This is a genomic window from Luteolibacter yonseiensis, assembly GCF_016595465.1.
GTDB lineage: Bacteria > Verrucomicrobiota > Verrucomicrobiia > Verrucomicrobiales > Akkermansiaceae > Luteolibacter > Luteolibacter yonseiensis.
The window spans coordinates 1,241,312-1,264,041 of record NZ_JAENIK010000011.1; the positions used below are offsets into that span (position 1 = coordinate 1,241,312).

Below are 22,730 nucleotides of genomic sequence, written 5' to 3' on the forward strand. Positions count from 1 at the left end.
ACACAATGAAACCCACACGTCCTCCGGTCACCGGGAGGGATAGACACCACCCGGCAACATCTTGGGAGGACGCGTGGGTTCACGCGTTGTTTCAAATCAAGGAGCGGATTGCTCGATCACGTCCAGAACGGCGGAGGCGGCCCCGATCCCGTTGGAAGGGACGGTGATGTAGATCGGCGTCTTGCCGGGAGGCGTGGTGAATCCCGCGTAGTAGTCCTCCATGATACGTTCGAATGCCGGGGTTCCCAAAGCTCCGCCTTCCACGGCCACGCAGGCGATTTGAATGCCCAGGGCAGCCGCTTTTTTCGCATATCGGTGAGCGCGATATTCGTCGGATGTCGGCATGACCAGGTTTTCATCTTCGATGAAGATGTCGTTTCCACCGCTGGGCAGGGCATCCGTGATCATGAGAATCACCTTTTTCGCTTCGGTGCGGAAAGGTGTTCTGAACGGTGCGGTTGTTGGCAGAAGTGGCGATCCGGAAAGCTCCACACCCGCGGCGAGCAGGTTTTTCAAGCAGAGATCCGTGGATTCCGGCGCCAGCACTCCGTCCGCGTCCAGATCGCCGTTCAGCGCGGCGGAAAAGGCGGTGCCATTCGCGGAAGAGAACTCAAGCCTCGTATTGGAGATCTCGGTGTCGGGGGTCAGCAGCGCGAGGCGGTAGCTGCCACTCGAAGCCGCGGCGATATCCGAGATGATGTCCTGCAGCTCGAACCGGATGTTGTCGATCGAGTCATCCATGGATCCTGTGTTGTCCAGGATGAAGGCGACGTCCATCGGCCCCACCAGAGGGATCGGCACCGGCGTGGCGGAAACGATGTTGGAGGCCGGTGTCTCCGCTTTGTTGCCGTGTTCATCCTTATGCACAACGGTGATGTAATACCAATAGGTCGTGCCGGTGGTAAGCCCGCGATCGATATGCTTGGAGGGCGACTGGGTCGTGATATCCGCCACATCGGTGAACGGTCCGCCGGACGATGTCGCCCGATAGACGTTGTAATGGTCGAATGAGGTTCCATCGCCGAAATCGAAGTAATCATCCCAGGACAACACGACACGCGTGTAGCGGGCCTCCGCCTCCAGACCGGTTGGCGCGGTCAGGCCGGTGACGACCGTCACTTCCGCCGTATCGCTGCCGGAGCCGCTGGTCCCGGTCACGGTGTAGGTGCCTGCCGTGGTGCCGGTGGTCAGCAATCCGGTGGAACTGATGGTTCCTGCGGCGGGAGTCACGCTCCATGTGACCGGGCTCGATATGCTGGCGTCGAACTGGTCGTAGCAATCGGCAGTGTATTGCAGCTTCGATCCGGGGCCCGCCAGCACGATGGCTCCTTGCGGGCTGATCTCCACTCTTGCGGCCTGCCGCACCTGGACCGTCACGTTCGCGGTGGCGTTGAGGCTTCCCACGGTCACCTTGACGGTGGCGGAACCCGCCGACGCTCCGGAGCTGTAGGTGATGGAACTACCGCTGCCCGAGATGGAGCCGACCCCTGTGCGTGTCCAGGTGAAAGTGGCGGTCATTGTCCGGTTGTACTGGTCTTTCGCGGTGGCGCTGAAAGTCTGTGTGCTGCTGACAGGGACCGTGACACTTGTCGGTGTGATCGTCAGCGACATCACCGGGACATATACAATGACGCTTGCCGTCGCCTCCTTCGTGCCCTTCTTCACCTTGATCGTCGCGGTTGTCGCCGTGGTTCCGGAGTTATAGGTAGCGGTGGCTGCGGTAGGGGTTCCGGTGAAGCTTCCTCCGCCGGACACAATCGACCAGGTCATGCCGCTGAGGGTGATGGGCTTTCCTTTCTGGTCGAGTCCGGCGGCGGTGAAGGCCATGCTGGTCGACGTCCGCATGGTGCCGGAATTCCCCTCGAGGGTCAGCGAGTCGATCGCCGCGACGTAAACCTCCACGGTCGTGGTTGTCTCCACGGTGCCTTTCTTCGCCTTGATCGTCACGACGGACGCGGTGGTCCCGGAGTTATAGGTGGCGGTGGCTCCGGCAGGGGTTCCGGTGAAGCTTCCTCCGCCGGACACCACCGACCAGGTCATGCCGCTGCTGAGACTGAAGCTGCTTCCATGCTGATCGAGACCGACGGCGGTGAAGACCATGGGTGACGAGGTGCGCAGCACGGTGTCGGTCCCCGAGATGGAGAACGTGGTGAGAACCGGCAGGTAAACCTCCACGGTTGTCGTCGCTTCGACCCCTGCTTTCACCGCCTTGATCGTGACAGTGGCCCCGGCGCTGCCGGCGGTGTAGGTGGCGTTCGCCGTGGTGCCGGAGATGCTTCCCCCGCCGGACACGACCGACCAGACCGTGCCGGTGAAGTCGAAGCTGTTACCGTACTGGTCCTCACCCTCGGCGCTGAGTCCCACGGATTGCCCGGTTTTTATCAAGGACTGGTTCGCCTCGATGGTGAATCCGGTGAGCGCGGGCGTGTAAACCGTCACCTTGGTGCTGGCCGTCAGCGCGCCTTTGGTCGCCGTGACCGTATAGACGCCCGCCGTGGCAGCGCTGAAAATTCCGGTCGAACTGCCGATGGTCCCACCGGCGGACACGGTCCAGACAGTTGCAGGGGAAGTCACCGGCACCCCGGACGCATTTGTGGCTATGGCGGTGAAGGTATGGGTGACTCCTGCCTTGAGCGGTGCCAAACGGGGAGAGATGAGCAGGCTGCCCCACACATCGAAGCTGAACACCGCCTTGAGCTGGCCCAGGTTGGCGGGCGCATAGTTCTCGCTCAACGGCGTGGTCGCCAGCCATGGATAGTCGGAACTCCACCCGGACGGGTAACCCCGGTTGATGAGGTTCTGCTTGGTTTTATATCCGGCGGCCATGAGGCGGTCGTAGAAGGGCTTCGCCACTGCCTTGACCTGCCCCAGGTTGACCGGTGCCAGGTTCGCCATCAGGGTTGTTTCCGAGATGCTCGATGTGAACCCCTGGACCAGGGTGTTCACCTCGGTCCCCGCACCGCCCGGAACATACAGATCAAGATACTTCTTGGCCTTGTGTGCCACGTTCTTGAGTTGTCCGAGGTTCGCGGGCGCGTAGTTTTCATTGATGGAATGAGACGCGGCCGGATCGATGAAAGCGGTCTCATCCGCGGTCCTGGTCCACCAGGCGGGATCGGCCGCGTGGGAGCAGGAAATGACAGCGAAGAAGACCGCAAGGAAACGGCTGACGGATAGAAGGCCCTTGGAAGAGCCCATGGGTTGAAGCGGCCCGTGCGAGGGCCGGAAGAAAGATGCAAGTATTTTACCAATCATGGAATGGAAAGGCTTGGAGGTGGATTGCCGGAACCCGGCAGGACGGACCCGCGCCCGCCTGTCGAAGATCCCCTACGGGGTGGTTATCAGTTGCCGAACTCACCCATGAGGATGTCGCCCTGTGGCACGCTGAGCGTGACTTTTCCGGCCAGCACGGCGTGTCCTTCCACCACCAGGGCTTCGCCACCGTTGTCATCGGGCGAGGTGGTCGGGTCCTCCACGGCGGGAACCAGCGGATCCCGTGTTTTCCAAGGAGTGTTGGTGAGGGTGGTCTGTCCAAAGAGATGGGATTTCTCCGTCGTGGCATTTCCCAAAACCGTGGTGTTCGCGCCTTCGCCGATGGCATTGGCACCGATGACGATGGAATTGTCATCGTCGTCATTTCCTCCCCGCGTGTTGAATCCGATGTAGACGCTGTTAAAGGGGTCGGCGAGAGGGGCCGACCCATCGGCCTGCGACGCGCCGGCGTTGATGCCCAGGAAGACGTTCTGCCTGCCGGTCGTGTTGTTCGTGCCGGCGGAGCTTCCCACAGCGGTATTCTGAGAGCCGGTGGTGTTGGAGTAGGCCGCGCGGTAGCCCACCACGGTGTTGTAATTGCCGGAGATGTTCGAGTAAAGGCTGCCCCACCCGGTGGAGACGTTGTATGAACCGTTGACGTTGGAATAGAGGGCGATGGCGCCGGATGCCGTGTTGTCAGCACCGTTGGTGTTGGCATACATCGCATTGGCACCGGTCGCGGTGTTGCTGCTGCCGACGGTGTTGGAGAAAAGGGCGTAAGATCCCGTCGCCGAGTTGTTGCTTCCAGTGGTGTTGGCGGCGAGTGCGAAACCACCCGTCGCCGAGTTCCCGCTGCCTGATGTGTTGAGATAGAGGGCCCTGTAACCCATCGCGGAGTTGTAGTATGCCAGGTTGGAATAGAGCGCGTCTTTTCCGAACGCGGAGTTGCCGTGAGCGGTGGTGTTCAAATAAAGCGCGTGATCGCCGAAGGCCGAGTTGCTGCCGCCGGTGGTGTTCGACTGTAGCGCGCTGACACCGGTCGAGGTGTTGTAGTAGCCCGAGCTGTTCGCATACAGGGCATATGAGCCCAAGGCGGTGTTGTTCGCTCCCGATGTGTTCGCGGTGAGCGCGTTCACCCCCACACCGCTGTTGTTATATCCTCCCTGGTTCAATCTCAGGGCGCTGGCACCCAGTCCTGTGTTACTGAATCCGGTGGTATTGCTCAGCAGGGCGTCCACTCCCAGGGCGGTGTTCGTGCCATTGCCAGTCCCCGCCCCCTTGCCGATCCTCACGCCATTGATGAACGAATCCTTGAGCACGCCGATGCCCCCGGCGACGATGAGCGCTCCCGTGCCGGATGAGGTGGAGGCGGTGGTGGCGGTCACATTGAGCTGGCCGGACGGGATCAGGAGACCGCCGGTGAATGACGGCGCGACAGAGAAGGACAGGGCGCCCAAGCCGCTGATGCTCATGGCCGTGGTGGATCCGGACCTGATGCTGCCACCCGTGGCCGGCAGGGTGATGATGCCTGAGTCGGGCTCGAAGGAGAAGCCGCTCGTATTGCCGTCCGCCTTGTAAAGGGTGAGAACGTTGTTGTCATTGAGCCACATCTTGTTCCTCGGAGTGGCGGCGAGATTGTCCTTCCATACGAAATCGTTGCTAGCTTCGGAGGTGCCGAACACCGCCGTGTGTGAGGATCCGCCGTAATAGTCGATCTGGAGCGCGGAATAGGTCGTCGCTCCGATATCGATGCCTCCGGCGAGGCTCACGTTGCCCGGCAGGATGACGTTTCCATCGGGGGATCCGGTCACGACGAAGACATCGCTGGAGTTGAGGGTTGCCGCCGCCCGGACCATCGCGGGACCGGAGATGAGAAGGCTGATCGTCAGGCTGATGGCAGCGGACAGGAACGGATTATGGCTTGTGGTTTTCATGGTTGTTATAGGAGATGGGTCGTTGTGAAAAGGCACGGTGGTGCCAGGGCAAAGGGGTTGACTATCTAACAGAGTCGATCAGCGGCGGGATCTGTGTGGGTTGATGGGTTGGGTGTGAATCTTCCGTTTCTTTCCGTCCGCCATGACGTTATTTTCCTGGCAGTGTGAAGGGTCGCATCAGTCGGAATGAGATTGGTTCGCGATTCACCATTCGCACGCAATCAGAAATGCCGGAGTGACGTCAAATTCAAATTTGAAGGCTGCGGTCGAAGCCATGGTTTGTCTTGTTAGATGAAATGAGATTTTGTTCCGATTTGAACACAAGTCATCTACGCATCCGGCGAAGCATGTATAGTCGGACACCAGCAACTGCAAGGAATGTCATTTCCATATGTCCGTTTTTGGGACATATGGATCACCCGGGTCCGTTCAAAACCGGATCGGGAAGATGATGGAAACTTTTTTTATTTCCACGCCTGTCGGCGAGTGGAAAGCGGGCTTCCGACCGCCGGGCTCGCCTCGATTCCGGAAATCCATATCTGTTTGTCTCGCCGGAAACCGTTTCTGAAGATCGTCCGACAATGAGCGTCGGAATCGCCACCCCCCGAGGTTCATGCGAAAATAGGTATTCCAACGCGCCGATCCCCGTTTCCTTCAACGCCGGTTTTGAAATGGCGCGACGATCAGGGATTGATGGAAAGGCGTGGCGGTGGAAATCGCCGCCACGAGGCTGCTGATGGTGCTGGCGGTCCACATGGCGTGGCATGGTTGGGCGGGGCTGCGCGCCTGAAGGAAAAAATAGTTTCAGATTTCCGGTAACGAATTCCGCGCATTGCTTCTGGTGGGGGTATGGACACAATCCCGGGCGAAGACGCCATGCTGAACCCTCCCCATCCGACTCTCGCCGGGCTTGATCCCGCGGCTCTGCTGCAGCAGGGCGTGGCGGCGGACACCCTGGCGGGGGACCTGGCGGGGGACCTGGCGGGGGACCTGGCGGGGGATTCACCGCCGTTCCATCTGCCACCCATCGGGGAGCTGGAGGGGCTTTTCCCGCAGTTCGAGATTCTGGAATTCGTCGGGCAGGGGGGCATGGGGGCGGTTTACAAGGTGCGGCAGAAGGAGCTGGACCGGGTGGTGGCCTTGAAGATCCTGCCGCCCGCCATCGGTGGCACGCCGGGGTTTTCCGAACGGTTCGCCCGGGAGGCGAAGGCGCTGGCGCGGTTGAACCACCCGGGCATCGTGACAATCCATGAGTTCGGGAAAACGGCGTCGCCGGAGCAGCCGCTGTATTTCATCCTGATGGAGTTCGTGGACGGGTTGAATCTGGCGCAGCTGATGAAGGCGGGCCGCATCTCGCCGCGCGAGGCGCTGGCCATCGTCCCGCAGATCTGCGACGCGTTGCAGTCCGCGCATGACCAGGGGATCGTCCACCGCGACATCAAGCCGGAGAACATCCTGCTGGACCGGCTGGGCAGGGTGAAGGTGGCGGACTTCGGGATCGCGAAGGTGGTGGGCGATGCGGCCTCCGCCGATGACGGGTCGCGTGGCGGCGGGGCGGGGGAACAGCGGTTCCAGGCGGATGCGACCCTGGGGGAGAAGGTCATCGGCACGCCGCAGTACATGGCTCCGGAGCAAATGGGCAGTCCGGCGGAGGTGGACCACCGGGCGGACATCTATGCGCTTGGGGTGGTTTTCTATCAGATGCTCACCGGCGAGCTTCCGGGCAAGGACCTGCAGGCACCGTCGAGGAAGGTCCGCATCGATGTGCGTCTGGACGAGATGGTGCTGCGCGCCTTGGACAGCGATCCGCAGCGGCGTTACCAGACGGCGCATGAATTCCGCACGGTGCTGGAAGAACTGCCATCTGGCCCATCACCTGTGCCGCCGCCACCACCGCTGCCGAAGCGCGGGATGGTCCGCCGCTGGTGGTGGATGTTTCTGGTGATGCTGGTGCTCGGTCCGGTGATCGGGCTGGGGGTGGGAGCGGGAGTGGCCTATCTCGTACCGAAGAAGTGGGAGGCGGAGTCGCTCATCGAACTGCAACCCCGGGATGGTCAGGAGGTCAGCGGCCGTTTGTTCCGGGCCGAGGTTGACAAGATCAAGTCCGCGGCGGCACTCGCCACGGTGGCGGACGAGCTTGGGCTGGCGGAAAAGTGGGGTCTTCCGCGGGAATCGGTGGTCGATATTCTCAAAGGCATCGTGAACACGGATAATCTCCGTGGCACGGACCTGATCAGCGTGAGGGTGCGGCATACCAGGATGCGGGATACCTTCGATATCGCGGAAGCGTTGGCGGTGAATTACCGGCGGAATGCCGCATACCACGTGATCGTGCATGAGGATCCGCAGGTGATGCGGGAAACCCCTATTTCGCCGAACGTGCCGGTGTTGCTCATGATCGGCGGCGCGGCCGGCCTGCTATTTTCCCCGCTGATGGCGCTGGCGGTGATGGGTGTGCTGCAGCGCATGTTTCCGGAAAAACCAAAGGACGCGGCGGCCGGAGGGCGGTTCCCGGCATTGCTCGTTATCGCCCTGTTGTTGGTGGTGACCGCGATCGGCCTGGCTGTCGGCGGATCGGTGTTGGCGTATGTGACGATGGGCGAGGCGGTGACCTCTCCACCGGCGGCGGTCGAAACCAGCGGGACGGCCATTTCGCAGAACTCGGAGAAATCGGAAAACACCACCGACGGAATTGCGAACCAGTATCTCGATCTCGTGCTGGAGCTGTCGGCCGCGGAGGCCGCCGGGTTGGGAGAAGCTCACCCGAATCGGATCGCGAAACGCAACAAGCTGGCCCGCTTCAACGCGGCTTACCCCGATATGCCGGACATGCCGGACGCCCGGTGCCGCGAGCTGGCGGCGGGAAGGCTGCGGGATCTGGAGGAGCGGATGATGCAGCTGAAGGATGGAGGGTTGGGCGAGAAGCATCCGAACTACATCCGGCTGAAAGTCCCGGCGGACGCCTTGAAAGAAGTCATCGCCGGGAAGGACGGGGTGCCGGAGGAGGCTCCACCCTCGTTGCAAGAGCGAATGGTGGATCTGGAGATCGCCGCCATCAAACTGAGGAAGATGTATTTGCCAGACCATCCGGACGTGAAAAAGGCCGCGCTGGCGGTGGATGATTTCATCCGGGCGAATCCGACCGCGCGTGGGGGCGACTACGTGGAGGTGCTCAAGCGGCGGCGGGAATCGGTTCAAAACCGCATCAAGGAAGCTTCGAGCAAGTATCTCGACAACCATCCGGAAATGGCGGTGCTGAAACACGAGTTGGAAGCCGTCGATCAACTGCTTGGAATCGCCCGTCACGTGATGCTCCGCCCGCCCCGGCCTTCCGCGGCGGGGGAGGTGAAATATCGTTTCGATTGCGGTGGAGACACGATGCAGATGATGATCCAGCGGATCCGGCGGGAACTGGCTCTGCGGATCTGCCATGAGGTCGGCGGGAGGAAGGGCGACGGGCAGGGGGGAATCCGCTATTCCGACCTGCAGGCGGAGCTGGAGATGAAGGAGATCGCCGGGAGGATGACGCTTCGTGAAAGGGAACGGCTGGTCGATTTGAGGAGGCATCAGATGCCGGAAACCACCGTGACCGACGAGACCCGGTATTATGGTGAGATCACGGCGGTGTCCGAGCGGGATCTGTTGGAGCAACTGACGGAGGGCACGCCCTACCAGTGTCGTCCGGCTGCGGATGGCAGGAGGTGGGTGGTTTCCCCACGGGAGGGTTCCCGCCTGGATTACCCCGTCACGCTGGATACTCTGGGACTCACGGTGGAACTGGCTGCGGGAAGGATCGCCGCACAGTCTCCGGATGGAAAGGTGCGCCTGATCGGCAGGGGGCCGCTGGAGGCGAGGCCCTGGTGCGATGTGGTTTGTGAGCCGCGGAAGTTCGACGGCCGGCCGGCGTGGGAGGTACTCTGCGAGATCGGGGCGCAGGTGAACGCGGATTCGGTTTACGATCTCACCGACCTGCTGGTGATCCAGCCGGGCCAATGGGGAGGAGTGGTCAAGCCCTCGTCTGTGACCATGAGGCTGCACGTGCTGGCGGATGGCTCATTCAAGCTGGATGGAGCGGCGGTTTCCCGAAATGAGCTGGAGGATGCGCTCAAGGCGCTTCGGGAGAAGTCGGAGGATGCCAAGGTGTCCATCAGCGCCGATGCGGGAGTACGGTATGAATCGGTGACGGAGATCATCGGTCTTTGCCAGAACACCGGAATCTGGAACCTGTCATTTGCGGGGAACGCGGAGGACGGGGTGACGGAGTGGCTCGCGAAAATGGACGCGGGAAGTTATGCGGAGTGTTATGCCACGTCCGCGGAGATGGTGAAAAAGGCGGTGTCGGAAGAGAAGTGGAAGGAGGCGATGGTGATGTTCCGAACACCGATGGGCGCGGTGGTCTCGAGGAAATTGATCAAGAGCGAGGACGTGAGGCAACTGCCCGGCATGCCGGATGGCGAGCACCGGGTGATCCGGTTCGAGACGGAATTCGTTAATAAGAAAAGTGCCGTGGAAACGGTCTTCTTCACCAAGGAAACCAACGGAGTGTGGAAATCCTCCGGTTATTTCATCCGATGAAAACATACAAGGCCCCGTGGGGCACAGCTCTGAAAGTCATCTCCGGGTTTCTCGTCTTGCTGACGATCGGCCTGGTCGCGGGACCATTGATCCTGCCGGACGTCATACCCCGGTTTGATTCCGGGTGGTTGCTGCCGGTGTTCGTGGCGGCGTTGCTGCCGTTCATGGTGCTGGGTTACGAGGTCACGGAGGAGGCGATCCTGATCCGCCGTCCGTTCTGGAAAACCCGGCTGTCGCGCAAGGGGCTGATGTCGGCGACCGTGGAACCGAGGGCGATGTCCCGCTCCATCCGCACCTGCGGGAACGGCGGCGGGTTTTCATTCACGGGCTGGTATTGGAAAAGCGGCATGGGCACCTTCAGGGCGTATGTGACGGACCTGGATCGCACGGTGGTGCTGAGGTTTGAGAAGCGCACGGTGGTGGTGTCCCCGGGCGAGCCGGAGGATTTTGTAGATGCGTTGTCAAAAGGAAATGGATAGGGATACCACGGTGCCACACGGGGACTTCTGCCTTTCCTTATAGGACCTATAATGCCGGTGCCCCGGCTCGAAAACATATCTTCCTCTTCACTCGAAACCCAACATATGTCATCACTCGCACAAGAACTATGGGACGCCGCATGGGACGGCGATCTGAAACGGATGGAAACCTGTCTGGGCCGTGGAGCCGGGGTGAACGCCCGGCCGAACGGCTCCTCCGCGCTGGAAGCGGCGGCGTATCATGGCAAGGCGGAGGCTTGTGAATTCCTCCTCGAGAGGGGAGCGGATGCGGATGCCTGCCACGAACCGACGGGGGAAACGGTGTTGCACCAGGCGATCACCAAGCGGGATGCGGAGCGCACGCGCATCGTGGAACTGCTGGTGGCGGCGGGGGCGGAGGTGAACCGCAGGACCGTGCCGGGTGTGGTGACGCAGTCGTTCGCCAGGGACATCCGCACGCGTGGTGAGACACCGCTGCACCGGGCGGCGGCCTATGGGGATGTGGAGATGATCCGCATCCTCGTTTCCGCCGGGGCGGACAAGGCGGCGAGGGACGCTCATGGCGAGTCGCCCCTGACGTGGGCGAGCTGGCATCTGCGGGAGAATGACGTGCTGCGGCTGCTGTTGCACGGCGGGTTCGAAGGATCGCTGCCATGAGCGTGGGGGATGGATTTTTCGCGACGACGCGCTGGACGCTGGTGCGGGCGGCGGGGCGAGGGGAGTCGCCGCAGGTGGACGCCGCGCTGGAGTCGCTTTGCACGGCGTATTGGTTTCCGCTTTACGCGTATGTCCGGCGGCACGGATTTGCCAAGGAGGATGCGGAGGACCTCACGCAGGCGTTCTTCGCAAGACTGCTGGCCCGGCGGGATTTCGCGGGACTGCGTGAGGAGAACGGCCGGTTCCGCGCGTTCCTGCTGGCGGCGCTGAAGAATTTCCTGGCGAACGAACGGGACCGCGCGGGGCGGTTGAAACGTGGCGGGGCGATCACCCATCTGTCGCTGGACTGGCAGAGCGCGGACACGAAATTCGAGGTCTCCGACAACGGGAACCCATCGCCGGACGAGGCGTATGACCGCGAGTGGGCGGTGGCGCTGCTGGAGAGGGTGATTCTCCGGCTGCGGGAGGAATGCGTGGCGGAGGGCAGGGCGGAGCGCTTCGAGCAGCTCAAGGATTTTCTCACCACCGGGCGCGGGGAGATCTCCCATGCGGAACGGGCGGCGGAGCTGGGCATGGAGGAGGGCACGCTGCGTGCGGCGGTGCACCGGTTGAGGAAGCGCTACCGCGAACTGCTGCGCCGCGAGGTGGGTGATACGCTGGCGGACCCGGCGATGGTGGAGGAGGAACTGGCGGTTTTGTTGGGAGCGTTCACATGATCTATGAGGGATGAATGTGATCGATGATCAACGAATGAAGAGTCTGCCACTCATCCGTCATCTATCACGTTCATCTTTCATAGGTCTCTACCGTTTCGCCGGGGCTTCGATGATGCCTTCGGCGGTTTCCTGCTTGAGTCGGAGCTGGCCGCAGGCGGCGTCGATGTCGTGGCCTTTTTCGAGACGGAGGTTCGCGGTGACGCCTGCGTTCTGGAGGACCTGCTGGAAGGCCTTGCAGTGGTTGTTCGGCGGGCGTTTCCATTCGAGCCCCTCGACGGTGTTGTAGGGGATCAGGTTCACCTTCGCGTTGAGCTTGCGGGCCTTTTTCGCGAGGATGGCGGCTTGTTCGAGCGAGTCGTTGACGTCCTGGATGAGGATGTATTCGAGGGTGAGCTTCTGGTTCTTGCGGGAGTTCCAGTAGTCGAGGGCTTCGAAGAGTTCGGCGACGGGCCACTTTTTATTCACCGGCATGATCTGCTGGCGGACCTCGTCGGTGGCGCCGTGGAGGGAGATGGCGAGGCGGATCTGCTGCGGGTGCTCGGCGAGTTTCTTGATCTGCGGGACGAGGCCGGAGGTGGAGATGGTGAGGTGGCGCGCGCCGAGGTGCAGGGTTTTTTCCCCGGTGATGAGGGAGATGGCGGCGAGGAGGTTGTCGAGGTTCGCCATCGGCTCGCCCATGCCCATGAAGACGAGGGAATCGACGCGCTCCCCGGAGAGTTGTTCGGCGGCGAGAACCTGTCCGGCGATTTCCGAGGCGTCGAGGTTCCGGGTGAAGCCCGCGAGGCCGGACGCGCAGAACTTGCAACCGTAGGCGCAGCCGACCTGGGAGGAGACGCAGAGCGTGCGGCGGTCGGATTTTTCGCCGTAGAGCGCGGGGTTCGCCGGGATGAGCACGCTTTCCACATAGCGGCCGTCGTGGAGGCGGAAGAGGAACTTGCGGGTGGTGTCCGCGGAGCCCTGGGTGGTGGAGTGCTCCAGAGAGGTGAGGCGAAAGACCTCCGCCAGCTTCGAACGCAGGGTGGCGGGCAGGTTCGTCATCGCGTCATACGACGTGACTTTTTTCTTCCAAACCCACTCGAGGATCTGCGCGGCACGGAACGCCGGCTCGCCCGCCTCCTTGAGCCAGGTGGCGAGGGATTCGGGGGATTGGCCGGTGAGTGCGGGAAGCATGGGCTGGGAATAGTGCGAAGAAAGACGCGCTGGCGAACAAAAACGTCATTCCGCCAGCAGATGGAGTTCGAGGCCGGGGGACTGGCGAATCTGGATCACATGCCCGCAGCGCGGATCTCGCGGCCTCGTGAAAGGAGCGGAGCTTGAATGTGAGGGCGAGCCAGGTGTCGGTGTGAACGAGTCATGCCGGCGCGGTTTTCACGTGGGAATAGTTCCGTGAAACTGGTTTTATGTCAAATCGGGAAGAGCCGGTGGGTTGGTCAGCCGCCTTTCTCGACGGTTTCCTTGATGTGGTCGAGCACACGGAGGTGGATCTTGTGGATGATGTGGTCGGTCATGGGGATCCAGTACCACTGCGGCCACATTTCATGGCGGTACCAGGTGGTTCCTTCCAGCAGGACCTTGTTTCCTCTCCGCTCGAGCCGGAACTGGCCTTTCTCCGATGCCAGGTGACCGTGAAGGTGGGGTGGATCGATGTGGCGGTAGATCGAGAACTCGGTCATCGGGGCGGGGAATGAGATCACATCGAACGCGAGCAGGCGGTTCTCATCCCAGACCGTCACCGGCTCCACGAAGTCTCCGGTGCAGAACGTGCAGCGGCGGATGGCTCCCACCCCGGTGCCCTCGATGGTCGCTTCGATGGGGTAGGCGATGCCCATGCGGAAAATTCCTTCCGGCGGGGCGTCGATGCGTGGGAAGGCGGTCACGGTTTTCCACACTTCGGGCAGCGAGCCCCCGACCTCCACGGAGGTGGTCACGGAGCGGAGCGGCGCACGCGGGGAGCGGGAATCCTCAAACGCCACGAGGCAGGGAAACAGGAAGATGAGGACGAGCGGCAGCATGGAAGAGGCCCGGCCAAGCGCCGCACGGCCTGCGAGTCTGCCGAGGGCGGTGCCGGGCAGCGCGAGGAGAATCGCCAGAGGCAGGGCCATCAGCAGGCAGATGAGGCCATCCATCGCGACGATGATGATGAGCAGGCCGAGCACGGTGACGGACGCGACCGACCCCGCATAGGAGGCACCGAAGCCACAATCCCGGCGGAAGTTGAAAAAGAAGGCGGAGAGGAACGAAACCAGCAGTGGCAGCCCGAGGAAAAGGACACCGCCGTAATTTCCGAAAACCCCGATGCTCAGGTAGCACATCGCCAACCCGAGGGGGCCGGGGCCGAGGATGGAAAACGCGCGTGAACGGATGATGGATACCATCGGGCCGGGTGCTGGCGAGGATTCTTCGTTCATATATTTCAGTAAATATTGAAATATGTGAAATGGCAAGAGAGAAATTGGAATAGGGTTTGATGGATAACCCATCGTCATATCCGGATATGACGATTTGTTTCTTGAAAGCCTGTGGTCCGTGCTTAGGCTGTGGCCATGCCGCAGGCCGATCCCACCGAAGAACTCCAACGCGCCCTTTCCGAACGAATCCTCGTGCTCGACGGAGCGATGGGGACCACGATCCGTGGCTACGGCCTGAGCGAGGCGGAGGCTCGCGGGGAACGTTATGCGGACAATGACAAGGATCTATTAAACAACGGCGACATCCTGTCCATCACCCGGCCCGATGTCATCGGAGACATCCACAAGCGCTTCTACGAGGCGGGTTCGGACATCTGCGAGACCAACACCTTTTCCGCGACCGGCATCGCGCAGAGCGAGTTCTTCGTTGAGGACCCGCGCGAGCACGGCGGACGCAAGGATCCCGAATTTTTCCAAAAGATCCTCGAGAACAATTTCCTCAACGACCTCGCATGGGAGATGAACGTCGAGTCCTCACGCCTCTGCCGGAAATGGGCGGACGACATCGGCACCGACACAGGCCGCAAGCGCTACGTCGCCGGAGCCATCGGGCCGCTCACCGTTTCCCTGACGAACTCGCCGGACGCGAACGACCCCGGCTTCCGGGTGGTGACCTTCGACCAGGTGCTGGCCGCCTACAAACACCAGATCCGAGGCCTCATCGAGGGCGGTTGTGACATCCTGATGGTCGAGACGATTTTCGATTCGCTCAATGCGAAGGCCGCCGTCGTCGCCATCCAGGAAGTCTATGATGAAGACAAGACGCGTCTCCCCGTGATCGTCTCTGCCGCCGTCGGGCTGGGTGGGGAAACGATGATCTCCGCGCAGAAGGTGGAGGCGCTGTGGAACGCCTTCGCCCACACCAAGCCGCTGGCCATCGGCCTGAACTGCTCGCTCGGCCCGGACCTGATGCGTCCCCACCTCGAGGAACTCTCCGCCTGCGCCGCGGCCGCCATTTCCTGCTACCCGAACGCGGGCCTGCCGAACCCTCTCGCGCCCACCGGCTTCGACCTCGAACCGAAGCACATGTATGATTACATGGCCGAGTTCGCCCAAGCAGGCCTCCTCAACCTCGCCGGCGGCTGCTGCGGAAACACTCCGGAGCACGTCGCCGCCATCGCCCAGGCCGTCGCCAGATTCGCCCCGCGCGAGGTGCCGGTGGTTCGTTGAAATCGAAACGCGGAGGACGCGGAGATCGCGGAGGAAGACGCAGAGAATACAGAGCCATGAAAACGAGAGATGAATTGAACCAGTTGTCGGGGCAGATCGTCGATGCGGCGATGGAGGTTCATCGTGAATTCGGGCCGGGTCTGCTGGAACGGGTTTACGAGGCCGCGCTTCAAAGGGAATTGCCGCTGAGAGGCATCCCTTCACGGAGGCAGGGTCAATCCGCGGTTTCCTATAAGGGCGAACTCCTTGATGAGGATGCTTATCGGATCGATCTTCTGGTTGACGAATCGGTCGTTATCGAGGTCAAAACCGTGGCGGCCATCCTCCCGATCCACGAGGCCCAGCTCCATACCTACATGCGCCTTTCCCGGATGAATTTCGGCCTGCTGATCAACTTCAACGTGATCCTCCTCAAAGACGGAATCAAACGCCACGTCATCAATTTCCCTCATTAATCCTCCGCTTCTTCCTCCTCTTTCTCCGCGTTTCGATTCATCCAAATGAAAACCATTCCCCACGCCCTCCGTCTCTCCGGCACCGAGGCCTACAACCACACCGCCGACAAGCGTTTCCTGATGATCGGCGAGCGCGCGAATGTCGCGGGTTCCCCGCAGTTCGCGAAGCTGGTCCGGGCCGGTGATCTGGAGGCCGCGGTGGAGGTCGCCCGCCAGCAGGTGGGCAATGGCGCGAACGTCATCGACATCTGTTTCGATGACGGCCTCATCGACGGCAAGGCGATGATGAGCCGCTTCCTCCAGCTCCTCCAGGGCGAACCGGACGTCGCGAAGGTGCCCATCATGGTGGACTCCTCGAAATGGGAGATTCTCGAGGAAGGACTGAAGTATCTGCAGGGCAAGGGCATCGTGAACTCGATCTCGCTGAAGGAGGGCGAGGAGAACTTCAAGCGGCAGGCGCGCCACATCATGAAATACGGTGCGGCGGTCGTCGTCATGGCCTTCGACGAGAACGGCCAGGCCGCCTCGTATGAGGAGAAGGTCCGCATCTGCGAACGCGCCTACCGCATCCTTGTCGACGAGGTCGGCTTCAACCAGGACGACATCATTTTCGACCCGAACATCCTGACGGTCGCCACCGGCATCGAGGAGCACAACAACTACGCGCTCGACTTCATCAACGCCACGCGTTGGATCAAGGAGAACCTCCCCGGCGCGAAGGTGTCCGGCGGTGTTTCGAACATTTCCTTCTCCTTCCGTGGGAACAACAAGGTCCGCGAGGCGATGCACTCCGCCTTCCTCTACCACGCCGGACTCGCCGGCATGGACATGGGCATCGTCAACGCGGGCATGCTGGAGCTTTACGACGAGATCCCGAAGGACCTGCTGGAACACGTCGAGGACGTGCTGCTGAACCGCCGCCCGGATTCCACGGAGAGGCTGCTGGAACTTGCGGAAAGCTACAAGAACGTCGGCGGCAAGAAGATCGAGGAAGACCTCGCATGGCGCTCGGAGTCCGTGGAGAAACGTCTCGAGCACGCGTTGCTGCGCGGCATCGACAAATACATCGACGAGGACACCGAGGAGGCCCGCTTGAAATACGTGCGTCCGCTCAAGGTCATCGAGGGACCGCTGATGGATGGCATGGGCGTCGTCGGCGACCTCTTCGGCGCGGGCAAGATGTTCCTGCCGCAGGTGGTGAAATCCGCACGTGTCATGAAGAAGGCGGTTGCCTGGCTTTTCCCGTTCATGGAGGCGGACAAGGCGGAATACCTCGCCGCGGACATCGCCGCGTTCAAGGAGGAGGATCCCTCCCTCTCGAACGAGGAGGCGCTGAAGCTGGCCGAGCGCGGGCGCTCCGCCGGACGCTTCCTCATCGCCACCGTGAAGGGCGACGTGCACGACATCGGCAAGAACATCGTCGGCGTGGTGCTTTCCTGCAACGGCTTCGAGGTCACCGACATGGGCGTGATGGTGTCATGTGACAAGATCCTCGCCAAGGCGAAGGAAATCGGTGCGGACGTCATCGGGTTGTCCGGACTCATCACGCCGTCGCTCGACGAGATGGTGCATGTGGCCAAGGAAATGGAGCGACTGGATTTCAAGGTGCCTCTTCTCATCGGCGGGGCGACGACCTCCGCCGCGCATACCGCGATCAAGATCGCGCAGCATTATTCCGGGCCGGTGGTGCACGTGCTGGACGCGTCCCGCTCGGTGCCTGTGACCACGTCGCTGCTTTCAAAAGACCAGAAGGAGGGATTCGCCGCCGAGAACCGCGAGAAGCAGCAGAAGCTGCGCGACAACTTCCTCGGCGGCCCGAAACGCGAAACCCTCACGCTCGAGGACGCCCGAGCCGCCGGACCGAAGCTGGATTGGCAAAACTACACGCCGCCCGTGCCCGCCTTCACCGGAACCCGCACCATTTCCAATCCCTCCCTGCGCGAGCTGGCGGAGTTCATCGACTGGACGCCGTTCTTCCACGCGTGGGAACTGCGCGGCGTGTGGGACCGCAAGGCGAACGTTCTCAAGACCAAGAACGCGGAGGGTGCGGCGGAGGCGGCGAAGCTCCATCAGGACGCGCTCGGCTGGATCGACCGCATCATTGCGGAAGACCGCTTCCGCGCCGAGGGCATCTACGGATTCTTCCCCGCGAACTCGGATGGCGACGACATCATCGTCTGGACCGACGGGACCCGCACCACCGAGCGCACGCGTTTCCACAGCCTGCGCCAGCAGATCAAGAAAGACTCCGGAAAGCCGAATGTCGCGCTGGCGGACTGGGTGGCGGGGGGGGGGCTTCCCGATTTCATCGGCGGCTTCGTCGTCGGCATCCATGGCGCGCATGAGTTCGCGGACGAACTGGACAAACAGATCGACCCCTACGGTTCCATCATGGTGAAGGCCATCGCGGACCGGTTCGCGGAGGCGTTCGCGGAATTCCTCCATCACAAGGCCCGTATCGAGTGGGGTTACGAGACCGAGGACGAGCTCACGCACGACCAGCTCATCCACGAGAACTACCGCGGCATCCGTCCGGCGCCGGGCTACCCCGCGCAGCCGGACCACACGGAGAAGCCGCTGTTGTTCGACCTGCTGGGAGCACCCGAAGCGACCGGCGTTACGCTCACGGAAAGCTGTGCGATGCACCCCGGAGCCGCCGTCTGTGGGTTGTATTTCTCCCATCCGGACAGCCATTACTTCGCCATTTCCGAGATTCAGAAGGATCAGATCGAGGACTATGCGAAGCGCAAGGGCATCACCGTGCAGGAGACCGAGAAATGGCTGGGTCCGTGGCTGGGATATGCCTGAACTTGGCAGGCTTCCTGCATCGATTCCTCTCGACCTCCGCCTTTTTCGGTGCAGGTTGACTGCTGAATCGTGCCATGAACCTTACACCATTATTCAAAACCTGCGCCGCCGTGCTGGCGCTGCATTGCTCGGGAGCCGCGTTCGCCGGAGGCGAGGGCTGGATTTCCGATTTCACCGCCGCGAAAAAACAAGCGGCGGAATCAAAGAAGGACCTGCTCGTCGACTTCACCGGTTCCGACTGGTGCGGCTGGTGCATCAAGCTGAACAAGGAGGTCTTCGAGCACGAGCCGTTCAAGGCGGGTGTGAAAGACAAGTTCGTTCTGGTCGAGTTGGATTACCCGAGGGACAAATCCAAACTCACCGAGGAAACCATCAAACAGAACGAGGAGCTCGGGGCCAAATACCAGATCGCCGGCTATCCCACGATCCTGCTCTGCGATGCGGAGGGCAAGCCCTACGCCGCCACCGGCTATCAGGAAGGCGGACCGGAGAAGTATGTGACTCACCTGGACGAGCTGATCGGCAAGAAAGCCAAGCGCGATGAAGCGCTTGCGGCCGCCGCGAAATCCGAAGGCGTGCCGAAGGCGAAAGCCCTGGTTTCGGTCCTCAAGGAAATGGACCTCACGGATGGGATGGTGGCGAATTTCTACGGCGACGTCGTGGACCAGATCAAGGCGTCCGATCCGAAGGATGAAACCGGCTTCGCGAAGGAGGCGGCCATGAAGGAGCGCATCGCGGGCATCAAGAAGGATCTCGGCAGCCAGTTGCAGAAGAAGGATTTCGAGGGAGCGATCGCGGTGCTCGACAAGGCGCTGAAGGACGGGGACCTTCCGAAGGACGATGTCCAGCAGATCATGATGACGCGTGGCATGCTGCTCGGTGAGTTGAAGAAATACGACGAGGCGGTCAAGGCGCTGGACGAGGCGAAGGAGTTCAATCCGGAGAGCCCTTACGTCGGCAACATGGACGCCGCCAAAAAACGGCTGCTGGAGGCAAAGGAGAAGGCCGCATCCGGCACGTGAGACGTGGTTGGGATCCGCCACTCCTTGTTTTCCAAGCACCGCGCCGGTAGTCCGGCGCGGTGCTTTTTCTTGGAGCCGGGGCGTGGAGGCTCCATGCTGCGGCCATGCGGTTGGCATTGTGGTTTCTGGCGCTGGCGGTTCCCGTTCTCGGGATCTGGCTGCTGTGGGGTGGCGGATGGGAAAGCTATTTCAGCTTCGCGGGCAGCGTGCTATGGCTGGAGAACGCGGGGCGCTGGGCGTGGGCGGCGGGCATCCTCCTGCTCGCCTCGGACGTGTTCCTGCCCGTGCCGGGCACGGTGGTCATTTCCGCGCTGGGCTATGTTTACGGAACCCTGCTCGGTGGTGCCGTCGCTTCGGTGGGACTGATGGCGGCGGGATTGCTCGGTTATGGTGCCGGACGTTTGTTCGGCGAGGATTTCGCCCGCCGCTGGCTGGGGGATGGCGATTATGAAGCGGGCAGGAGGTTGTTTGAGAACGGCGGTGGCTGGTTGGTCGCCCTGTCCCGCGCGCTGCCGATCCTGCCGGAAGTCATTTCCTGCACCGCAGGGCTGGTGCGCATGCCTTTCCGGAGGTTCGTCACCGCGCTGGCTTGCGGCAGCGTGCCGATGGGCTTTCTCTTCGCCGCGATCGGCACCACCGGCAGGGACGCGCCCGGCTGGGCCCTGGCGCTCAGCCTCGTCATTCCCGCCGTGCTTTGGCTGGCCGCCGGGAGGCTCCGGAAACATTCCGGGCGATGACATTTTCCACCGCCAACGCTTGCCATCCCTTCTCTCCAACCGACATTCCGTCATGGCCATCACAACGAAACGATCCCTCACCGGCATGACCTGCGGCAACTGCGCCGCGAAGGTGGAAAAGCGCCTCGCCGCGCACCCGGAAATCGAGTCCGCGACCGTCACCATCCAGCCACCGCAGGCGACGCTTTCCAGCACCCGCGAACTCGGCACCGGCGAGCTCAACACCTGGCTCGCGCCTTTGGAGAAATATCGTTTTGTGGAAGAAGCGGCGGCAGCCCCGCCCGCATCCGTGCTTCCCGCCCCATCCGCCACGACCTACAAGCCCTTGCTCATCCTGCTGGGTTACCTGCTGTCGGTGCCTGCCGGAGTGCTCGTCGCCGCGGGCGGGTGGGACACGATGCTCGCCATGCGGTGGTTCATGGGCGGGTTTTTCATCGCGTTCTCATTTTTCAAAATGCTGGACCTGAGGGGATTTTCGGACGCCTACCGCAGCTATGATCTGGTGGCGAAGGCATGGCCCGGCTATGGATTCGTCTATCCGTTCGTCGAACTGGGTCTCGGGCTTTCGTACATCGCGAATCTCAATCCATGGATGGTGAACCTGGTCACCGCCGTGGTCATGGCGGTGAGTCTGGCGGGAGTGCTGCAAGCCGTTTTCTCCAAGCGCGCGATCCGTTGCGCCTGCCTCGGCACGGTGTTCCAGCTTCCCATGTCCACCGTGACCATCATCGAGGATGGGCTGATGCTGGGAATGGCGGTGGTGATGCTGGCGATGGTTTGAGGGTGGAATGTGAGGCCATGGTAATTCCTCACCGGTGGCTCGAGCCACCGGCGGATTTCCATAAGAAGTCATGGAACCTATATCACATCTGTGCCGAGATGTTCCACGGCACGAACTCGTTGTCGCCGAAGCCGAGCGCTTCAGACTTTGATTTTCCACCGCTGGCGACACGGAGGATCTCCTGATAAATTCGGTCCGCGACCTGTTCGTGGGTTTCCTCGCCGTCTGCGATAGTTCCGGCGTTGATGTCCATGTCCTCCTCCATGTGGCGGAACATGGGGGTGTTGGTCGCGATCTTGATGGAAGGTGTCGGCTTGCTGCCGAAGACCGAGCCGCGGCCGGTGGTGAAGCAGAGCAGGTTCGAGCCGCCGGCGGATTGCCCGGTCACGCCCATGGGGTCGTAGCCGGGCGTGTCCATCATGTGCAGGCCGCGCTCGCGCACCGGCTCGGAGTAACGGAGCACGGAGACGAGATTGGTGGAACCTGCCTTGCAAACGGCACCGAGCGATTTTTCCAGAATGGTGGTAAGTCCTCCGGCCTTGTTGCCGGGGGTGGGGTTGTTGTTGATCTCACCATCCAGTTTGGCGGCGTAGTCCTCCCACCAGCGGATGCGCTCGATGAGCGCCTCGCCGACTTCCGGGCGCACGGCGCGGCGGGTGAGCAGGTGTTCCGCGCCGTAGATTTCGGGAGTCTCGGCGAGCACGGCGGAGCCACCCTGCGCGACCAACCGGTCCACTGCGAGACCGAGCGCGGGATTCGCCGTGATGCCGGAGAGTCCGTCGGATCCACCGCATTGGAGGGCGACGATCAGTTCGCTGGCGGGCACCGCCTCGCGGCGGGCCCTGTCGGCGGCGGGCAGCACTTCGTTCACGAGTTTTTCAAGACAGGCCTCGATGGTTTTCCGCGTGCCGCCCATCTGCTGGATGGTCACGTAATGGATGCTGCCGGCGGGCGGCTTGCCGAAGGTCTCGATCATCGCCGGGATCTGGTTCGTCTCGCAACCGAGGCCGACCATCATGACCGCGCCGAAGTTCGGGTGGCGGACGTGTCCCCAGATGGTGCGCTGGAGCATGGCGAAGGCTTCGTTCCGGTTGGAAATGCAGCAGCCGAGGCCGTGGGTGATGGCCACCACGCCGTCGATGTTCGGGAATTTCTCCAACAGCCCGCGCCGCTCGACCTCGCGCGCCACGTGGTGCGCGACGGTGGCGGAGCAGTTCACGGAGGAAATGATGCCGACGTAGTTCCGCGTGCCGGTTTTCCCGTCTCCCCGGCGGTAGCCCATGAAGAAATCGCGCAGATCGTCCGGGACGTAGGCGGTGGGTTTGGCGGCGCTGCCGTGGGCGTAGTCGTCGGTGTGGTCCGACATGCCGAGGTTGTGGCTGTGGACATGCTCGCCGGTGGAAATGGCGCGCGTCGCGTGGCCGATGATCTGGCCGTATTTCCAAACGGGTCCGCCAGGTTCGATGTCGCGCAGGGCGACCTTGTGGCCACGCGGCACGACGCCGCGGACGGTGCCGCCACCGGGCAGGGATTCGCCGTCCGTGAGATCGGCGAGGGCGACGGCGACGGGGTCTTCAGGATGAAGGAGGAAGATGCGGTTCATGGGTGTGGTTGGTGATGGTGGGGTGCCGGCTTTTCAGATTTACCGCGATGCCGCGAAGGGACGCGAAGGAAGA

The 22,730-nt window shown here is 62.1% G+C and carries 15 protein-coding genes; 10 read left to right on the plus strand and 5 right to left on the minus strand.

Features of this window, described 5'->3' with window-relative positions:
- Window positions 1-96: 96 nt before the first annotated feature.
- Together JIN84_RS14925 and JIN84_RS14930 are read right to left on the minus strand one after the other, a co-directional pair.
- Window positions 97-3,198 carry an Ig-like domain-containing protein gene (locus JIN84_RS14925; RefSeq protein WP_200351840.1) on the minus strand — a complete coding sequence of 1,034 codons (3,102 nt, stop codon included), beginning with the start codon at window positions 3,196-3,198 and terminating at the stop codon, window positions 97-99.
- A gap of 143 nt (window positions 3,199-3,341) precedes the next feature.
- Entirely contained in the window at window positions 3,342-5,186 is a 1,845-nt protein-coding gene (locus JIN84_RS14930) for a beta strand repeat-containing protein (RefSeq protein ID WP_200351841.1), read from the minus strand.
- Window positions 5,187-6,035: 849 nt separating this feature from the next.
- Here JIN84_RS14930 and JIN84_RS14935 point away from each other — a divergent pair.
- The 4 genes from JIN84_RS14935 to JIN84_RS14950 all read left to right on the plus strand — a co-directional run bounded on the left by JIN84_RS14935 (window position 6,036) and on the right by JIN84_RS14950 (window position 11,613).
- Complete coding sequence (locus JIN84_RS14935) at window positions 6,036-9,761, plus strand: protein kinase domain-containing protein (RefSeq protein ID WP_234043475.1); 3,726 nt, start codon at window positions 6,036-6,038, stop codon at window positions 9,759-9,761.
- Window positions 9,758-10,240: a PH domain-containing protein gene (locus JIN84_RS14940; RefSeq protein WP_200351843.1), complete on the plus strand. Its 483-nt coding sequence runs from the start codon at window positions 9,758-9,760 to the stop codon at window positions 10,238-10,240. The genes JIN84_RS14935 and JIN84_RS14940 overlap by 4 nt, the downstream gene beginning before the upstream one ends.
- A 105-nt stretch (window positions 10,241-10,345) precedes the next feature.
- On the plus strand, window positions 10,346-10,897 hold the full coding sequence (locus tag JIN84_RS14945; RefSeq protein WP_200351844.1) for an ankyrin repeat domain-containing protein: 552 nt from the start codon (window positions 10,346-10,348) through the stop codon (window positions 10,895-10,897).
- A complete protein-coding gene (locus tag JIN84_RS14950) occupies window positions 10,894-11,613 on the plus strand; it encodes an RNA polymerase sigma factor (protein ID WP_200351845.1) in 720 nt (239 codons plus the stop codon). The genes JIN84_RS14945 and JIN84_RS14950 overlap by 4 nt, the downstream gene beginning before the upstream one ends.
- Window positions 11,614-11,700: 87 nt before the next feature.
- On the opposite strand, the gene rlmN is transcribed toward JIN84_RS14950, so the two are convergent.
- Together rlmN and JIN84_RS14960 are read right to left on the minus strand one after the other, a co-directional pair.
- Window positions 11,701-12,783, minus strand: coding sequence for a dual-specificity RNA methyltransferase RlmN (gene rlmN, locus JIN84_RS14955; protein WP_200351846.1), 1,083 nt, complete (start codon window positions 12,781-12,783; stop codon window positions 11,701-11,703).
- Window positions 12,784-13,043: 260 nt separating this feature from the next.
- Entirely contained in the window at window positions 13,044-14,021 is a 978-nt protein-coding gene (locus JIN84_RS14960) for an SRPBCC family protein (protein ID WP_200351847.1), read from the minus strand.
- A 135-nt stretch (window positions 14,022-14,156) separates the two neighbouring features.
- On the opposite strand from JIN84_RS14960, the gene JIN84_RS14965 reads away from it, so the two are divergent.
- From JIN84_RS14965 to JIN84_RS14990, 6 genes are all read left to right on the plus strand, one after another.
- Window positions 14,157-15,251 (plus strand): homocysteine S-methyltransferase family protein, encoded by a 1,095-nt coding sequence (locus JIN84_RS14965; RefSeq protein ID WP_200351848.1) that lies wholly within the window; start codon window positions 14,157-14,159, stop codon window positions 15,249-15,251.
- Window positions 15,252-15,307: 56 nt separating this feature from the next.
- Window positions 15,308-15,706, plus strand: coding sequence for a GxxExxY protein (locus JIN84_RS14970; RefSeq protein ID WP_200351849.1), 399 nt, complete (start codon window positions 15,308-15,310; stop codon window positions 15,704-15,706).
- A 45-nt stretch (window positions 15,707-15,751) separates the two neighbouring features.
- Window positions 15,752-18,514, plus strand: coding sequence for a methionine synthase (gene metH, locus JIN84_RS14975; RefSeq protein ID WP_200351850.1), 2,763 nt, complete (start codon window positions 15,752-15,754; stop codon window positions 18,512-18,514).
- Between the two features lie 74 nt (window positions 18,515-18,588).
- The gene (locus JIN84_RS14980) at window positions 18,589-19,536 is read left to right on the plus strand and encodes a thioredoxin family protein (protein WP_200351851.1); all 948 of its coding nucleotides are present in this window, start codon (window positions 18,589-18,591) and stop codon (window positions 19,534-19,536) included.
- 104 nt (window positions 19,537-19,640) lie between these two features.
- On the plus strand, window positions 19,641-20,273 hold the full coding sequence (locus JIN84_RS14985; protein WP_200351852.1) for a TVP38/TMEM64 family protein: 633 nt from the start codon (window positions 19,641-19,643) through the stop codon (window positions 20,271-20,273).
- 52 nt (window positions 20,274-20,325) lie between these two features.
- The gene (locus JIN84_RS14990; protein ID WP_200351853.1) at window positions 20,326-21,054 is read left to right on the plus strand and encodes a heavy-metal-associated domain-containing protein; all 729 of its coding nucleotides are present in this window, start codon (window positions 20,326-20,328) and stop codon (window positions 21,052-21,054) included.
- 82 nt (window positions 21,055-21,136) lie between these two features.
- On the opposite strand, the gene JIN84_RS14995 is transcribed toward JIN84_RS14990, so the two are convergent.
- On the minus strand, window positions 21,137-22,657 hold the full coding sequence (locus tag JIN84_RS14995; RefSeq protein ID WP_200351854.1) for a UxaA family hydrolase: 1,521 nt from the start codon (window positions 22,655-22,657) through the stop codon (window positions 21,137-21,139).
- Between the last annotated feature and the right edge of the window lie 73 nt (window positions 22,658-22,730).

Coding starts and splice junctions, on each gene's coding strand:
- JIN84_RS14925 (WP_200351840.1), bottom strand. CDS start 3,198: ATGGGCTCTTCCAAGGGCCTTCTATCCGTCAGCCGTTTCCTTGCGGTC.
- JIN84_RS14930 (WP_200351841.1), bottom strand. CDS start 5,186: ATGAAAACCACAAGCCATAATCCGTTCCTGTCCGCTGCCATCAGCCTG.
- JIN84_RS14935 (WP_234043475.1), top strand. CDS start 6,036: ATGGACACAATCCCGGGCGAAGACGCCATGCTGAACCCTCCCCATCCG.
- JIN84_RS14940 (WP_200351843.1), top strand. CDS start 9,758: ATGAAAACATACAAGGCCCCGTGGGGCACAGCTCTGAAAGTCATCTCC.
- JIN84_RS14945 (WP_200351844.1), top strand. CDS start 10,346: ATGTCATCACTCGCACAAGAACTATGGGACGCCGCATGGGACGGCGAT.
- JIN84_RS14950 (WP_200351845.1), top strand. CDS start 10,894: ATGAGCGTGGGGGATGGATTTTTCGCGACGACGCGCTGGACGCTGGTG.
- rlmN (WP_200351846.1), bottom strand. CDS start 12,783: ATGCTTCCCGCACTCACCGGCCAATCCCCCGAATCCCTCGCCACCTGG.
- JIN84_RS14960 (WP_200351847.1), bottom strand. CDS start 14,021: ATGAACGAAGAATCCTCGCCAGCACCCGGCCCGATGGTATCCATCATC.
- JIN84_RS14965 (WP_200351848.1), top strand. CDS start 14,157: ATGCCGCAGGCCGATCCCACCGAAGAACTCCAACGCGCCCTTTCCGAA.
- JIN84_RS14970 (WP_200351849.1), top strand. CDS start 15,308: ATGAAAACGAGAGATGAATTGAACCAGTTGTCGGGGCAGATCGTCGAT.
- metH (WP_200351850.1), top strand. CDS start 15,752: ATGAAAACCATTCCCCACGCCCTCCGTCTCTCCGGCACCGAGGCCTAC.
- JIN84_RS14980 (WP_200351851.1), top strand. CDS start 18,589: ATGAACCTTACACCATTATTCAAAACCTGCGCCGCCGTGCTGGCGCTG.
- JIN84_RS14985 (WP_200351852.1), top strand. CDS start 19,641: ATGCGGTTGGCATTGTGGTTTCTGGCGCTGGCGGTTCCCGTTCTCGGG.
- JIN84_RS14990 (WP_200351853.1), top strand. CDS start 20,326: ATGGCCATCACAACGAAACGATCCCTCACCGGCATGACCTGCGGCAAC.
- JIN84_RS14995 (WP_200351854.1), bottom strand. CDS start 22,657: ATGAACCGCATCTTCCTCCTTCATCCTGAAGACCCCGTCGCCGTCGCC.